The organism is Methanosphaerula subterraneus (genome assembly GCF_052055875.1).
Lineage (GTDB): Archaea > Halobacteriota > Methanomicrobia > Methanomicrobiales > Methanospirillaceae > Methanosphaerula > Methanosphaerula subterraneus.
Map to the genome: position 1 here is coordinate 548,419 of NZ_CP170508.1, position 17,128 is coordinate 565,546.

Annotated in this window: 8 protein-coding genes; 2 read left to right on the forward strand and 6 right to left on the reverse strand. The window is 50.5% G+C overall.

The annotated features are described in order from the left end of the window. Nucleotides 1-109: 109 nt before the first annotated feature. Nucleotides 110-2,938, forward strand: a complete 2,829-nt coding sequence (locus tag ACFKSJ_RS02550; protein WP_440950704.1) for a PKD domain-containing protein — start codon at nucleotides 110-112, stop codon at nucleotides 2,936-2,938. A gap of 89 nt (nucleotides 2,939-3,027) precedes the next feature. On the opposite strand, the gene ACFKSJ_RS02555 is transcribed toward ACFKSJ_RS02550, so the two are convergent. Both ACFKSJ_RS02555 and ACFKSJ_RS02560 read right to left on the reverse strand, forming a co-directional pair. Continuing rightward, entirely contained in the window at nucleotides 3,028-3,264 is a 237-nt protein-coding gene (locus ACFKSJ_RS02555; protein WP_440950705.1) for a DUF7557 family protein, read from the reverse strand. A 102-nt stretch (nucleotides 3,265-3,366) separates the two neighbouring features. Next, nucleotides 3,367-3,828 carry an HNH endonuclease domain-containing protein gene (locus tag ACFKSJ_RS02560; RefSeq protein ID WP_440950706.1) on the reverse strand — a complete coding sequence of 154 codons (462 nt, stop codon included), beginning with the start codon at nucleotides 3,826-3,828 and terminating at the stop codon, nucleotides 3,367-3,369. On the opposite strand from ACFKSJ_RS02560, the gene ACFKSJ_RS02565 reads away from it, so the two are divergent. After that, nucleotides 3,809-4,213, forward strand: a complete 405-nt coding sequence (locus ACFKSJ_RS02565; RefSeq protein ID WP_440950707.1) for a hypothetical protein — start codon at nucleotides 3,809-3,811, stop codon at nucleotides 4,211-4,213. The two genes, ACFKSJ_RS02560 and ACFKSJ_RS02565, sit on opposite strands and share 20 nt — an antisense overlap. A 196-nt stretch (nucleotides 4,214-4,409) precedes the next feature. On the opposite strand, the gene mads8 is transcribed toward ACFKSJ_RS02565, so the two are convergent. The 4 genes from mads8 to mads5 are packed head-to-tail and all read right to left on the reverse strand — an operon-like array spanning nucleotide 4,410 to nucleotide 17,114. Beyond that, a complete protein-coding gene (gene mads8 / locus ACFKSJ_RS02570) occupies nucleotides 4,410-9,944 on the reverse strand; it encodes a methylation-associated defense system ATP-binding protein MAD8 (protein ID WP_440950708.1) in 5,535 nt (1,844 codons plus the stop codon). Next, nucleotides 9,941-11,602: a methylation-associated defense system protein MAD7 gene (mads7, locus tag ACFKSJ_RS02575; protein WP_440950709.1), complete on the reverse strand. Its 1,662-nt coding sequence runs from the start codon at nucleotides 11,600-11,602 to the stop codon at nucleotides 9,941-9,943. Before mads7 ends, mads8 begins: the two co-directional genes overlap by 4 nt. Further along, nucleotides 11,599-15,744: a methylation-associated defense system protein kinase MAD6 gene (mads6, locus tag ACFKSJ_RS02580; RefSeq protein WP_440950710.1), complete on the reverse strand. Its 4,146-nt coding sequence runs from the start codon at nucleotides 15,742-15,744 to the stop codon at nucleotides 11,599-11,601. Before mads6 ends, mads7 begins: the two co-directional genes overlap by 4 nt. Next, a complete protein-coding gene (gene mads5 / locus ACFKSJ_RS02585; protein ID WP_440950711.1) occupies nucleotides 15,741-17,114 on the reverse strand; it encodes a methylation-associated defense system restriction endonuclease subunit S MAD5 in 1,374 nt (457 codons plus the stop codon). The genes mads6 and mads5 overlap by 4 nt, the downstream gene beginning before the upstream one ends. Nucleotides 17,115-17,128: the final 14 nt, after the last annotated feature.

The window sequence follows — 17,128 nt, forward strand, 5'->3', positions numbered from 1 at the left end:
GGGAGGTGTGGTACTGAGGAGTCTCCGATGGTCTGTATCACCCGGGAAGAATCATCAGGAAGGAATAACAGCAGAACGAATCAATGAATTAGAATTAAGGTGGTTCTGAATGAGATCTTCGTTTTTTCTGTATATTTTCTGTTCTCTGCTGCTCCTTTTGAGCAGCGTCCAGATTGTTTCAGCCGATGTGGGGTATGGGTACACTGGACAATGGAACGGAGTTGCCTCTGAAGGCGGGGAGCTCATCTTTCCATCTGGTGTCGCGGTGGACAGCGCCGGAAATGTCTACGTCACCGATGTGGGTCACAACCAGATCCAGAGGTTCAATTCGACCGGCGGATTCATCATCAGCTGGGACGGTGCTGCCTCGGCAGGCGGACAAATATTAAATCCATTTGGTGTCGCGGTGGACAGCGCCGGAAACGTCTACGTCGCCGACACCTGGAACAACCGGATCCAGAGGTTTACGTCGACCGGTGGATTCATCACCAGCTGGAAAGGTTCTTCCTTGTCAGGCGGATATTTATTTAATTCATTAGGTGTCGCGGTGGACAGCGCCGGAAATGTCTACGTTGCCGATACGTATAACAACCAGATCCAGAAGTTCACGTCGACCGGCGGATCCATCACCAGCTGGAAAGGTTCTGCCTTGGAAGGCGGACAATTATCTCGTCCCTATGGTGTCGCGGTGGACAGCGCCGGAAACGTCTACGTCGCCGATACAGATAACAACCAGATCCAGAAGTTCGATGCGACCGGCGGGTTCATCACCAGCTGGAACGGTGCTGCCTCGGCAGGCGGGAAGTTCAACAGTCCAAATGGTGTCACGGTGGACGGCGCCGGAAACGTCTACGTCGCCGATACGGGTAATAACCAGATTCAGAAGTTCAATTCGACCGGCGGATTCCTCCAGACCTGGGGCAATGACGGTCTGGAAGACCGCTCGCGAGACGGACAGTTCAATTATCCAGCTGGTGTCGCGGTGGACAGCGCCGGAAACGTCTACGTCGCCGATGCGGGAAACAACCGGATCCAGAAGTTCTCCCCGGTGACCACTCCGGTTGCAGACTTCACCGCGAACGTTACGACCGGGCCGGCGCCCCTGACGGTCGGTTTCACCGACATGTCTACTGAAGGGCCGACCACCTGGGCATGGACCTTTGGTGACGGGACCACCTCAGCAGTGCAGAACCCGGTGAAGCGTTTCGACACCCCCGGCGTCTACGATGTGTCCCTGAACGCCACCAACTATTCCATGGGTACTACCCTGAGCCGGACCGGTTATATCACGGTCCTCTCGAATCCGTCGCTCACCACGATCACCCCGGACTCCGGGATCGCCGACGGGCGGACCATTTTATTCACACTCACCGGTACAAGGTTCCTCGATCAGCCGGCCCGCCTGACGGTGAGCCTCACGAAGACCGGCCAGTCCCCGATCACTGCCGTGGTCTCGTCCTTGAATCAGACCACGATCAACGGTTCGTTCATCCTGCCGGCCGGCACTGCAACCGGAGCCTGGACGGTCCAGGTCACCAACGGTGACGGTCAGAGAGCCCGGATTCCGGATGCATTCCAGATCTCCATCCCGGAGTCGATAACGGGCATCACCGCAGGCTTCTACGCCATCGGCCATATCGGACAGGCCCCGTACTCAGTCCGGTTCCTGGACCAGTCGACCGGCTCGCCGACCGCCTGGCACTGGGACTTCGGAGACGGCACCACCTCGACCGAGCAGAGCCCGACCCATCTCTTCAACCGCACCGGTGCCTACACTGTGGCCCTGACTGCTTCGAACGACCTGGAGAGCGATACGGTCATCCAGTACCGGTGCATCATCGTGAACACGGTGCCGGCGGCCAACTTCACGGCCAATGCGACCGCCGGCAGGACGCCGTTCACGGTGGAGTTCACCGACCAGTCGACCGGAGCGACCGGGTACCAGTGGCAGTTCGGTGATGGTGCGACCTCGACCGAGCAGAACCCGGTCCACACCTACACGACCCCCGGGTCGTACACCGTGACGCTGGTCGTCTCGGCTGCAGACTATGGCAGCGTCTTCGTCCAGAAGCCCGGGTACATCACCGTCACCGACCCGCCGACCGTCGGGTTCTCGGCGAATGTGACGGCCGGCCTCTCCCCGCTCGCGGTGCAGTTCAACGAGTCGACGACCGGTTCAGTCCAGTACTTCTACTGGCAGTTCGGGGACCATACGACCTCGATGGAGCCGAACCCGGTGCATGTCTACGACACCGCCGGGAAGTACACCGTCTCCCTCCATGCGATCGGTTCGAACGGTACGCAGGTGAAGACGGTCGAGCAGTACATCAATGTCACCTCGCCGGTGACCCCAGTCCCCACAACGCCGGCACCGGTGAACACCACGACGGTACCCACGACACTGGTTCCAACGAATACCACCGTGATCCCGACGGTCACAACGGTCGTACCGACCACCACGACACGTTCGTCCTACAATGGTCCGCACACCCTCCCCGGCCTCCTGCAGGCCGAGGACTATGACCTCGGCGGCGAGGGGATCGCCTACCACGACACCACGCCCGGCAACGCCGGCGGGGCATACCGCCACGATGATGTGGACATCGAGGTGATCGATACCGACGGCTCGCCGAATGTCGGCTGGATCCGTGCCGGCGAATGGCTGGCCTACACCGTGAACGTCGGCACCGCCGGCACCTATGACGCCGGGTTCCGGGTCGCATCCACTCACACCGGCTCAACTATCCAGGTGTATGTCGACGACGGAACGACCCCGGTCGCCACCGTGACCGTCCCGAACACCGGCGACTGGCCGGTCTTCCAGACGGTGCAGGTACCGGTGACGCTGCCGGCCGGTACCCACCGGCTGAAGCTCATGTTCCCGGCCGACTATGTCAACATCAACTGGATCACCTTCGCCCCCCGGGGCGGGGTATAATCTCCTCTTTTTAAGATACGGTGGCATAGAAGAAGATTGCCGGACTGACCGATAGTCTGCTGCCGGCGTGACCACGTTCTGACAGGGACTCAGAGAAGCCCGTGGTCCCGCAATAAATCATCAAGCGGTCTATAATTTCCAGCCCTGATATCCGCCTCTGCCTCTTTCAACTCTTCCTCCTCTTCGGCAGAGAGCGGCTCATCATCCACTGCCATCGTGATCAGGCGCTCTACGATATCGTTGAAGGTCTCACGGGGATGGTTCCTGAGCCCCGCAAGCCTGGCCTTTGTTGCCACCTCCAGCCTGATCGTCTGACTGGTTGCCATACTCCTGTAGTATCCCGCTGGATACCGGTATTCTTTTCGATTGTGACGGCCGGCCCCGGAGTGAGACCTCCTCAACTGCCGGCCGGCAGAACGGACACGCTCTCATCCCCGCCATTCGTCGAACCCCCGGATGTCGATCAGGTACTCGCACTTCTCGATCAGATGGTCGATCCCCTCCCCTAATAGATTGTTCGCGCCGGCCTCTCCGCCGGTCAGGGAGACGGCGATCTCCTGTCTGAACCGGTGCGGGTACGCCTGGTCGAGGAGGGTCCAGGAGCCGGTGATCTCCTCGGACCTGGCTTCGATCAGGGCCGGGCCGGGGATCTGCGCTCTCTTCCGTGCGTTCACGTGCTTCTCGGCCGGCAGCAGGTTCCAGAGCTGGTTGTTCCTCCAGAGGGAGAACGGGATCGCATGGTCGATGTGGAGGTCCTGCGGGGTCCGGATCGCTTTCCCGGTCCAGACGCATTCGAGCGAGCCGGCCGAGGCGAACCGGTCCAGGTACACCTTTCTGGCATCCTGGATCGAGCGTTCGGTCTCGGGGACGGTGCGGAGCCGCTCGAGCACCAGCTCGGGGGTGACCGCCCCGGACCGGTCGGCGCCGGCGGAGAACTTCGCCCACCGGTACAGGATCGAGTCCTCGCCCGAGAGGAAGCTGCCGAGGTACTGGAAGACCGCGAAGAGCTCCCGGCTGAAGGTGAAGGTGCCGGCATGGCGGATCAGGTACTGCTGGTCGATGGGGAGGCCGGGCGGGAACCGGGAGCCGGCTGCCGTCCAGGTCCTGCCCGATGCAATCCCGCTCGGCGAGGTTGAGCCGGTCGATGCCGGCCTGGTCGGGCGGTGCTCGGTCTGCGGGCTCCAGGCGGCGACGTACGACCACGCCGGCAGCGGGACGGCGATCTGTTCGGTGTGCTATGAGAAGCTGGTGCGGGAGCAGATGGATATTCGGTAGGGGGTGGTGTGGGTGAGGCGGAAAGCGACCGGGTTGAGGGTGGCGCCGATGATCGCCGGCACGATCATCCTGTGGATGTATCTGAGATGACAACACGAGAGAATGTGTATTGAGAGTAAGGTTTTTTTTATCGGTTGAGCCTGTGACTATCAGTCTCATAGACGTTGAAGGACGATCTCAAAATGGAAAAAGAAATTTATATTGCAGTCTTCGTCGCTCCGCCATGCTCTGTTACTCGAGGCCGGCATCGAACTTTTACTGCCTCGTGCATAAAAAGAGGATCCGACGCCTCTCTTGACCAGACATAGGCCTCTCCTGTCGCGAGTTGCGCCATCTTCTCAGCAGTCAGAGTCTGGAGCGAGGCATTCGCTTTTTGAATATGTTTGAGCCACGACGGCGAGTTGAATTTGTGCATAATTATCTGGGTTGAGAGTTCAATGAGTTGAATTGGAACCGATGGAGGGTCTTGACTTGCAACAAGGATACTCGTTCCTTTGTGACGCATCTCTCGAACCATCTCAACAAGGCCTGCAATTAAATCAGGGTTTTCGATATACTTGTGAGCTTCATCAAAGACTACCAGTTTATTGAAGGGTCCAGCGTTTGAACGTGCCCCTGCACAAAGGTTTAAGATGACCGCGAAAAGCCCAAGCGCTTCGTCCTTCTCGATAAACTCATCACGAAGGTCCACAATGACCAGACGACCTGGTTGGAAGACAGAGCGAAGTGAGACCTCATCATCGATGAAATCGACTACTAGATCAAGTCTGGACCGAGCTGTCGTTTTAATGTGGTCGGGCATCACCGAGTTCTCAATCTCTGATCGAAGTTTATCAAGCGTAAGATCATTGCGCAAACGCTTTAGGATCAACATCAATTGCTTGATATAGAGAGACTGATTTCCCACAGCACCCATTAAAAATTTCCAGTCACTGGGTTGGAGTTCCGAAGCTGAAAATGTGAGTGGATGAACCGTTATTCCAGGAAACTCTCTCTCACGTTCCTCAACTTTCGCTCTCGGGACAAGAAGAACAACATCCGATAGTCCTTGAGGCAGTGCGGAATAGCGTTCCTTTAATTTGTTGATCTGACCATCATCCTGGTTAGGTCTAATCATTGACAGAAATTCCGGTGTGTAGTCCATGGTCTGGCTGTAATGAAAAATTACTGTTGTCAGAGGCCTGGGTAATTGATTAATGTGAGGAATTGATGCAACGGCCATCTCGACGATGCTTCCGAGAGTATAACTCTTGCCTCCCCCCTGAACCCCAAAGAGGCTGATCGTATGGGTTTGGTTCAAGTCAAGTGCTATCGTTCGACCCATACTCTCACCAAAAATCCCATACTGAAGGGAAGTGTCCTTAGTGACACCAAGCAAAACATTGTATGATGCGGACGATATATCAGTGCTCTTGCATGGTGTCTCAACCTGATTATATTCATCAGTCGGCAGAGGCTCTGGGAAGACCTCTACCTGTCGATCAATCCCCACTTTATTTTCCTTCGTTACCTCATCAATTGGTTGATCACTATCTGTCCCCTTCATTCCCTCATTGGTAAGGACTACTTCAGGATCAGGAGTAGGTTTTTCAATCCCTAGTTCTTCCAGCTTTTCAGGTAGGCCTGGAAATGATTCTTCGGCACGATGTACAATGGAATCCCAGTCCACCGTTCGGTCCGTTCGAGGGCTTAAGAACGCTGCAGAAGTGATTACAGACGTCGAAAAGGGTTCTACTTTCACAGGTTCCAAAAAGTCTGACGACTCTTCCTTATTCACAATAACAGTTGGAGGTCTTCGTTCCTCTACTGCGGCGCAAAGGAGTTCATCAATTAGTTTGCGGCCGATCCGGTGGAATTCCACCCCATCTTCCACTTCTGGTTCACTCTGTCCAGACCATTGAAAATCAAAGATGATCGCACTTTTGGAGAAATTTAGGGAATACCCTCCTTCAAGGATCTCAAGCATGAGACGTGCTTCATCAGACGCATCTTTCGAGATCAGATCGTACCTCTCTGCACGAGATAGATAGAATTCAAGGAGAACGGCGAGTTCTTTTACTTTGATTGCGTGATCTGGCCTTTTCTTATCTTGACTCTCAATGCCGAAATTTTCTTTGATCACTTTCTCGCTTTGAGATATTTGATCAATGGCATGACGTCGAAGAGATGCGTAGGCGCTCAAGTTACCCACAGAATTATAGTTTTTCACTTCGACTAAACGACATGTGATGGTCTTATGTTTCGGATCAAGATCAAATACCGCGAGATCAGTACGTTTAAGCGAGACAAAAGAATCAATCGTGTTTGCCGTATTCCTACTTGAAGTAAAGAGATCGATATGAGCGTCAAGAGGGACCACAATCTGATTCGTAAAAGCGCCCTGTCGTATCAGGAAAAGTCGAGCAAGAGCAAGCCCAAATGCTTCAGCCTGTTGGTTGGGTGATGCGATCAATTTCAGTGCAAGTCGACCGGACAAGGCACGAAGTTGATCGATCAGCACCGTCATCGTATCATCATCGGTGGATAATCCGTAATCCCTAAGCACCGGGGATGCCATTATTCGAAGTTCATCGATAGATCGGGAAGTGACAAAAAGGCGGTGACCAAGACTACTGGTAACATCCGGATTAAAATCAATGAGATAATCAGGTTTGTTATCCTGAGGTGGATGGTCATAGAACTCGATTCCCATGTGCCGGTCAAGAGTAATCACCCAATCGCTAGATTCATGGATCTCATGTATCAACGCTCGACGTTTGTCGTCAAGGGAGAGAGTGACCAGAGGAAGTAAGCGAGGATCATAATTACCTGTCACAACAACTGCAGTTGCATTGGAGATAACCTGTCCAAGAGATGTAAGGTTATACTGAGTTTCCTCTGCCCCCGGTATTGATAATAGGGAGCTTCCATGTTTTGGGATTCTCTCCCAAAAAACACCGGTCTCGTCATGGAACGTTGTGTTAAACTCCTGAAGAAGTCCATATAATGGTGCGATATGTGGGGATGGAGAGGAAGCAATTGCCTCCAATTTACCTGGAGGAAAAAGGTCAAAGGCAATAGTCAAATGAGCGGTTCTTCGATCGAGTTGAGTACTGAACTCTTCAACACCTTTTACGGCAAGGGCGAGTTTGGTCCGAAGATGAGTCTCCATCGGTGCTGAGAAGTCGTCCGCTACATCAGAGAGGGTTGACCCAGGAGGGGGACTTTGGAGGTCAAAGAGAGATTCTCCTACCTCTGCGGCAGCAGGATCAAGGGCATACATCCGAATGTCGTATCGAAGATCGGAGAGCTCCTTCTCCTTTTGGAGCTCACAAAGCGCACCGGCAAGGAGGCCACCTTTCCCCGGATTAAAAACATTGACCGTTAGAGTTGAGATATATGGGTGCTGCAGGATGTAACGCTTGATTCGAGAAGCAAGATACGCGCCGTCGATCAAGGTCCCTGAATACGCCGGTTCAGGCATCTCCAGGTGGGCGCAAAGAGAAGCGAAGAGACCCCGGGGATCAGGCTCATCGGGTGCACCATAGACGGCCCAGAACATTGTCAGATTATCGATGAAGATCATTGCTCCACTATCCGCACTCGGCACGACCACTGGTGCATGAAGTGGAGAGAAACTACCTTTCAAAGTGTCCAATGTCTGCTGAATCCACGCTTTGTAATCAGAAGCCGCTTCATTCATCCATTGATGACCAAGGGATGACCAGACCGCAAACCAAACTGCTCGGAGTGGATGGATTGGTGAAACGAGCACCAGATGGTGTTCTTCCCCCCCACGATCACAGATCGAGATACCGATAGTATCCATCCGGAGCAAGTTTTCCAGGTCATGGTACCGAGTAGACGACATCTCGCGTTCAGACTGGATTGCCTGCAAGATCTCTATTAGAACAGCACGATACGAAGAGGCATATTCATTCACTATCTCATGGTTTTGAGAGAAGTCAAAGGCTTGTGAAACGAGTTTTCGTTCATCACAGAGCACCATCTCTTTATACCGAGCACGAGCTTCCTTGAGCAAAGGGGTGCTTGGATATACAGGGAGTTGCATGTCTTCTGCTTCGATTTTACTAATCCCCTCGGAGTTGATTCGAAGCCTCCATGAGACTGTATCAACTGGTGCTTCAAGTATCTCTAGTTCAAACCCTTTTAGATGAGGATTAACGGGGATATGGACCTTCTGATACCCACGGTATTTCACCGCGATCAATGCCGGGTCACCCGATCGCCGGATCTTCTTATCCGACCAATCGATCTTGGGATCAATCACATCTCCGGGAGTCACATCTTTTGATGCACCTCTGCTCATCATCTCTAGCTGAATATGGGTGAGACTTGGATATTGCTGGTAAGACCGCTGTTTCGGATCCTCTTCTTCATCGCTGTCCGTGACAACCATAAACAGGTCACTCTCATTTGGTGACCGATTGGATTGGTAAGATTGGTTCGTTTCCCAATCTATCTTCATATTTTTCTCATCTACGAGCGGGATCGGTTTGTTGTTTTCGTTATATGCTAATACACGGATGTAGTGCCATCCGGCTTTCCAGTCAATATTTTTAAGGCGATCAAAAGGTATCTTTTGGGGTTTGGTATTGTTCACCCACTTGCTCTTTTTCCGGATAAGGCCGATTGGCCCGTCTTCAACAGAGATGACCTCGGCAGCGAATTTGTTAAGACCAGAGATATTTGCAGGAGCTGGTTGTACCCTAAAAGTAACCGCAAATCGAGGTGAATTTCCTTTTCCGATATAAAGAGTCTGTTGAGAGGCCTCATCTCCATCGGTGTGACCTCCGCTGTGATTTGATGGAAGATCGATCAAAACATCGTGGATAAAGGCCTTACCCTGGCATTCTCCCTTGTCCTTGAAACGCCAATTATGGAAGGAGAACTTCCATGCGGATTGATCATTAGCTATCCGAGCACACCACTCATATGGATCTATTAATCCGATTTTGTTCAAGAATTCTGCTAACTCCTTCTCAAACTGGGCGTCGACAAGTTCTAGATCTAAAACCCTTAAAATCACGCTCTTAGCTGAGAGGGGTTCGGTCAACCGACTGACTACTTCTATATTGATTGAGAGTCGACCCTTCACATTAAGAAGATTCTTGAGAAGTTCGAAATCTGGGATCAGGCCGATTGTGAACAATGATGCTCCAACCACCTCCAGATCGTATCCATTTTTCTGGATGGTGAGAAGCCAACGGACCTGTGACGGAAGGTCGGCATATTTCCAGCCCTCAATTGTTGTGAGAATCTCGGAGACAGATGTTCTGATCTCTTGTGGAAAATCCTGGAGGAGACGCTCACGGATTTTTCCATATACATCTCCCACATTGATCTTTTCAAAGGTCGATTCCCCGAAGGAGTCTTCCGCTGACGCTTGGACCCCATTAGGAATGAAGACAAGAAGAGGTGGTCGAAGGGCCCCATCAGCCCGAGGATTTCTTAATTCGACCAGTTTCGTACCCGAGACGGCGAAATCCCGTGGAATTTCAGGAAGAGAGCCATCATCGAGGATGACCATCGAGGCACCTGGAACCTCATCACGAAGATTCTCGCAAAGTTTTATCGCTACCTCGATATCGAGATCGTCGCAACGGAAGCAGTGCCCATCCTGCTGGTTCTCTATCTTCATCATGACCAGTTTTTGTAAAATAGGGCGGATCTCTCTCTCAAGCTCCGTGAATAGTTCACTCTGTGTAATTTTTACTAGTCCTCTGGTCATTCTACACCTCTAATAGTACTTGATTTGGTATACCGTGGAGTTACAATCTGAGTTATTGAAGCGTCGGAGAGCTCTCTGTAAAAACCAATCTCCTGGAGCCGTTCTTTGAACGCACGGATATTCTCTCGGAGAGCGCTTCGATCCTCAATTGTTGGCTCATGGAACCCTGCATGGGGGGGTAAATCCCGAATATAGAGCCCATATCGATTCTCTAGTAAAGACAGTAGATCATCGATAAGAATCGGACGAGTTGTCAAACTCGTTGGCTCTAGCACCGCAATCTGGAGCAAAACCTCGAGAAGGCGACTATCCAGGATAAATCTCCGCGGAGCATTCCTGGTGCGTGTCTGGGAAAGAAGAGCTCCCGGCCGATTCTTGAGCATGAGCGAGTCGAGTGCATCGATAACATATCTCCTCTGAGAATGTCCTCGAATCCCTACAAGGCATTCGATGTAACCCTCAAGGGGATCAAGTTCTAGGGCTCGAATGCGATCAATAATTGGGTCGACATCCTCTCTCCCCTGCTCGTCAGATTCTGCAAGGTTTCCAAGTCTAATTTTGAAAAAAATCTCCCTCTGGGGAGACCATGTTGAACCAAGCAGTTCAATCAATCCATTGATCGGATTCACTTGTCCATTTAGTTTAGGGATACTATCAGTCTTCTCCAAATCCTCGCGAAACTCGTTTAGTTTTTTTATCGTATAATATGCTTTGATGAAACCAGGAATCAACTGATAATGGTAAACTGCGCTCGTTTCTGCGAGCCTTGACATTGTGGAATTCTTTTCCTTGGTCATGTCGACGAGGAGACCTGGCCAAACTGGACAATCTTTTGGAACCCCCCCGTTCCCACAATATTGACAGGTGGATGGGTTGCATGCCCTTATTTGAGTATTTGGATCGCTGATATATCTCGGAATGAGGGAAAGTAGTCTGATATGGTAGAGAGAAAGATGGAATGCGATCAAGGTCTTTATATATTCGACCATCACTGAACGGGGAATGGAATCGCGATATACAAGGAGTCGAACAATGTCTTCTGCAAGTATATTCGCCGCCCCAAGACAGAGAGGTTTACAATAGGGATCAGACTTTAGATTCGCTTGAGTCTTCTTTATTGGATTCAATCCCACCAGATGGAGGATAGCTTGAGTCTCAACATCCAGGGGAATTTGTTTATCCTGCGAGTTGATATGCGAGTCTAGTCCTTCAAAAAAGAAATCCTTTAGTGATTTTAAGGCCGAAGCTCCAAGGCGGGCATTCTGCAGCATTGCATAGATCTGTCGGGATGCATCATAGTCTCTGCATTTTTTAGGATTTCGGTATTTATATGTGGAGCCATGGAGCGGGCGAGGTGCGGCGACAGCCGAATTGTCCTTTCCCCGATGGATCATATCAAGCAAGTCAGTCTCAACCCAGCATCGAGTAATATCCTCGTGTTCCTTGAATCCGGTGAATTCTTTTTCATTCTCACAGATTGTCGCGACAAATTCTTTTGTCGTTACCTCCCCACGCCGTGATGGTCGTGTATCCCCATACCCCTGGTATTCAAGAAGTGGGAACAGTAATGTAAGGACTCTATCCATCTCGATCTGCTTGAAATTAAGATAGGAGATTGCCTTCAGTTGAAATTCTTTATCCTTCTTTTTAAGAGTCATAAGCAGTTCTCCTTCAAGGGACTGAGACGAATTTGGCCATCATTTTCTCGTTGAATCCGATAGAACTCATGCCCAGTTTTTGTTATGAGGAGCTCCTGATAAGGTGCCGATGCGAGCAAATTCTTGAAGACATCGAGTTGAAGAGCAAAACCCTGCTGTTGCTCGACCGTTGGCGTATAGCCTTCGTTCAGCCGGTTGAGCATCTCAAAGATGTCAAGTTTTATCTCTAATGTATATGGGTCGTCACCAGTGGGACGTAGGTATTTGAGCCGCAATCCTGTCGGAGTGTGTTCTATGTAGCTGGCTTCAGACCCCGGATCGAGTAAGTCGAGTCTAAATTTTCCAAAGGGAAAGACTCGATAACTTCGAATTGAACCCTTCGGAGTTGGGGTGACCTGAAGCATCATTTCGAAGTTTTCCTCTCGATTCACCCCCTTTTCTCCTCGGGTGATTGCAGAGATCAATGAACGGAGGGTCGACTGAAGTTTCTCCTCTGAGGGGTTGGAGATTAGCGAGAGAAGTTCAATACCATAGTGGTAAGGAAGTAAATTTTTCCATTGTTCACCCCGTTGCTCAAAATATGTCCTTCGTTTTGCGTACTCAAGAAAGCGACGATGAAGAGTCATTCGATCGCCTTCATTCGTTGGAATCGGGTCCCGGGGGGCATTCTGCTGGAACTGAGTAAGGACCTTCAGTTCATAATCACTGCGTCTTTGAAATGAAAAATGATTCTGATCGGAACCGATCGGTCTGAATTCGATATAACGGTCGAGTTCTGCATCGGGGGTGAGGCCCATATCGACCAGTGCAAGTCGTGAGAGCAGACGATCTGAAGATCTAATGTTAAGGTATCCACCCATCCAACTCGAATAATAATAACTATCAAGTATCTCCGTTGTCCGATCGCTCTCATATAACTCATGAACCATCTGGCAGGTTCGGTTGGAGGTGATGAGATATGACAGGGCGGAACGGAGATCCCGGAGGGTGATATGATAGACGTCACGTAGATGGGTGAGAGCATAGAGTGTTTCAAGACGATGAACAACCTGACTCCCGGCGGTCAAATCATTCAGTGTTAGGACATTATGATAGATATAACAGCGATCTGCGAGGTCACAATCGGAACATGCATCCCAATTTTTCGCATCCACCATCTTTTTTAGTAGTTGAGTGAAGATCGATTCCTCCCCATCGACACCCGGGGCTACAACTGATCGAATGTTCAGGTTGATAACGATAATTCCATCTTGTTCTTGACCAGTGCGTAACCCGATATCCACGATTCCTCTGAGTGCAGGGAATTTTTTTGCATTTTTCGTCAAAAAGTCTCGTAGTCTTCCCTCATTGATCGCAATCATGCGGGCCAGGTCCTTTGGCCATGATGTGCTGTCGTTGCCTTCGAATGGAGCGAAGAATTGACTGAGGACATCTTCGTTATCGAGATCACCCTTGTCTTCACTCCCATCGTAGTTAATGAGATACTGCCGCTCATCGACATTGAAAGCAATTCCACCAATAGGAGATGATTTATCGATAGAGATTCCGTACCCTTCTGCTTTATTTTCAATCTGTTGGAGAAAAGCCGTCTTTCCGTCGCCGGCATTTCCTGTGATGATGACAAGTTGATAGTCCCCTTTCATCACCGCCGGCAGGAGTTGTTCATCGAGTGCGGTTTTAACATAAACCTTTTGTGCGTCTTTGTTAAGACCTCGCGTTCCAGCATTGCTGGTACTACTCATTGAGTAGAAGGATACAAGGGCATCGACGAAGCCATTTCTGTTATTTCTGTCCTCCACTCCTTGAGAGCCATTGGTTTGGGTTTCAGGACATGCCGGCTTTATACTTTGAAACGCTGACGAAATTTTATCAATCTCATTAAAGAGATCGCAAGCTGATGCAAAACGGTCGGCTCGTCGCGGTGCAATCAGTTGGGTAAGAACCTTGACAAACCGCGGTGAGAGATCGGATCGTTTGAGCATATCTGCAGGATCTCTTGGTAAGATATCGGGAGGAGGGACATCGGTCTTCCAAGGATAACTGCGACCGCCGACAAGCGCTTGATAGAGGGTGATCCCCAAGGCATAAAGGTCACGATCTGCATTAATTCTGTCATCTGGGGAAACTGTGAAATCGAAGTCCGGAGGGAGATATCGGCGTGTTCCACCTCCTAGATCTCCTTCAGACTCTGGACGGGTGCTGACATTGAAGTCGATAAGGACTGCACCATCCCGGGTCCAGAGAATATTGGATGGCTTTATATCACAATGGTAAACTCCATTCTCATGAATATGGATCAGCCCTTCGGTCACTTGCTTGGCAAGCGTGAGGACTTGATCCGGAGAGAAGGGAGTCTCGGCGATTAGATGTGCGAGATCACTTCCTTCGAGGTATTGAAAGACCAGATATGGGATTTTCTCAGGTGTCAGATTTGCATCATATATCCTAACGATTCTCTTATGCCCCGGGATATTGATCAAACTACGATATTCTTGCTTTAGGCGATCAAGGGTTGAGATACGGTCCTTGTAGATGAACTTTATCGCCCGATTTTGATTGGCAAATGTATCAAACGCTCGGTAGACTACGCCAAAGGCTCCAGGCTTTCCAAGCGGCTCCATGATCCGATATTTTGTGAGGAAGACCGTTTCACGAGGGATATTCTCAATATCGGAGATTGTATTAGTTGGGGAAGGAGATGGTGCGGCAGGTTTTACTAGACCCAACCAGGTTTCAAAAGCCTTTTGGGTATCTGGACGTTCTTTGGAATTATAACAACAGAGGCCGGCAAGCCAAGCATCGACACCATCCGGCAACCCGGGGCAACGAATTGAGGCTGATTCAGGGAAGACTGCATGCGCCGCTTCCATATCATTGAATGAACGGAATGGAACCTCACCAGTAAACAATTCATACAGTACAATCCCGGCAGAGAATAGATCAGACGAGGGACCGAGACTGATAGGACTGAATCTGATCTCGGGTGCGCAGTAGGTTGTCTCGTCAAGGTACTTTGGAAGAATGTTAACGATTGAGAAACTTGAAGCACCACCAACATGGGCGTAGTCGAATCCAACTAATTTAAGGGATCCTTCTTCGGAGAGTATGATTGCACTGGGTGTGAGGTTTCGATGGACAACTCCGTGGGCATGGGCGTGAACAAGAGCACCAAGGAGTTCAGTGGCAATCCCAATTTTTTTATCGAGCGTTATGGGACGAGCAAGGTCAGACTCGCGTTCTTTCAGAGAGATGCCTCGGACATCCTCAAGGACAAGAACATACTTGCTATCTTCATCGACGCTGAAGATATCCCGGACTCCGATGATGTTCGGATGAGCAGGGAGGTTTGATAGTGCTTTGTAGGCAATTTTAATAAAAGAGCGCTCGGCCTTCTGTTCAGTATCAGAGAGATAGGGATCGACCTTATACACCTGAAGAAGGACTGTTCCCGCATTTGGTCCAGCTATTTGATTATAGGCGCGACAATCTTCCCGTTTCGGAGAACTGCTCAATGTCTCCTGAACAATCCAGTCGTTGAAAATCTTTTTGGAATCTGGCTCTTTGACCCCCCGGACAATGGAGTTTTTGATGCTGTTACGGAATTTGGTGATCGATTTGAGGAACCTCTCAGGTATCCGTTTTGGATTGGTAATTGACGCAATCGAATCGTCGAGTTTTACAACAGACCACTCTTCTGTGTCAGATGAAGAGCTGGCATCACCCCGACCTTGAGAAGTTCGGATATCCTGGAATTCCGCATCGGGCGAGGTTAGAAGTACAAGACCTTCGACCCAGATTTTCTCGAGTTCGTAGAGATCAGGACGATTATCAATAATAAAAGACTTGAAGATACGGGCATTCATCCTGATCTTCTGGACCGGAGAGGAATATGATTCCCGTCCCTCTGGAGTCCACTGCCGGCCATCGGATCTGATTCTGCCCTTGACATTCTTTACATCAATAAGAAAGATGGCATACGGGGTGATGATTCCGAGGTCGATTTCGAATTGCTGTGAACCTTGTTTCACCTCGAAATTATGAATGATCGTGTATTCCGGGGAGAGTTTATCGCGGAGAAAAGCAATAGCCCGCTTCTCACCTTCGTTCTGGGGTTTTCCGATTGGAATGATGGTTGCTGTCATATTAGTTTCACCGTCTCTCGGATACTGGATTCGACAAGGGCGATCGCCTTCCGCTCGGACTGGAGTGCACGGTCAAGCATTTCATGAGCCTCGATCACTCGAGCTGCATACCGAGCGCGAATCTCAGCCGGGGGCCATGGAATCCGAAGGTGGTTTATCTGGGGCTCCATCACTCTGGGAATACTGGTTCCTGCAGCCAACCTTTTAAAAAGAACCTGCCCTGGAGGAGTATTGAAAAAAAGGAATAGATATGCCCCATCCTCAATAGAGTGAGGAACAATTCGATACATATCTTCAGAACAAAACAGCCCTTCAGTCCATCCCCAAATAAAGAGCGGCCGGCCGAAGAGACCATATAATTGACCAGCTGCTTGGAATAATATCTCTCCTTGTCTTAAGATATAACGTTCGAAGTTTTGAGTTAGTCGAGTAATATACCTTGGTTCATCCGCCTCGAACTTAAACGCGTCATTTCCACTGATAAATTGGCAACCAAAAATCGGATCACTAACCCATATTCTCGCAAATCGTGGAGGTCGAAAATGTTCTTTGACAATATCTCCTATCTTCACAACCGGAAACGGCCCTTTTTCCATCTCATCAGCCACCGCAGCATACTTGGCACAATGATAGTGTGCATCAAATCTGAGATCAAGCCGGCTTGTTGGAATCGTCGTGATGCCATATCCAGTGACCGATGAGTCCTGTAACTCGCCAAACCCGAGCTCCACTTGGAGTTCTGCCTTCACGGCGTCGAGGGTTCGATGTGCCTCAGTTCTATCATCGGCGGCAGCCTGTACAAGAGCATGCACCTCAGCCTCACGCTCTGCTCCCAATCGTGGCACAGCGAGATCGCGGATATGTTCAGGCTCGATATGCTGAATGATCGAACCGTAGGTGCCAGAGACCACAAGCGGGACGCCAAATGAGGACCGGAGAAAAGCGAAGAGATAGCCTGGAGGAATTTTTTCGGAATCGGGGACGACCCGCATGACATGTTCACTGCATGCGATCCCCTTCATATCTGGGCGCGAATATGCCATGCGGCCGATAGTTCCAGATCGGGTTATCAAGGTCCATCCTTCCTGGATTAAGAGATGTTGATTTCTTTCAACGATCTTTTGAGAGATGAGAGGCAAGGTCGATAAATCAGAGTACGAGATCTTCGAGCTCCCAAGGAATGGTATTCCATATTTGGGATCAGTTACCCACGTCCGGCTTTCCCGTCCCGCATGAAAGATCCCGTCAGAACCATCCTTCGTTACATCGACAAGTCGATCTTTCGGCAGCCCGGTCTGTTCCACCGCTACTCGCGCCTCGATCGCACCGGAGATATAGGGCTGTGCATCCAGCCGTCGATTCTGCTCCACAAAGATCCACGAAG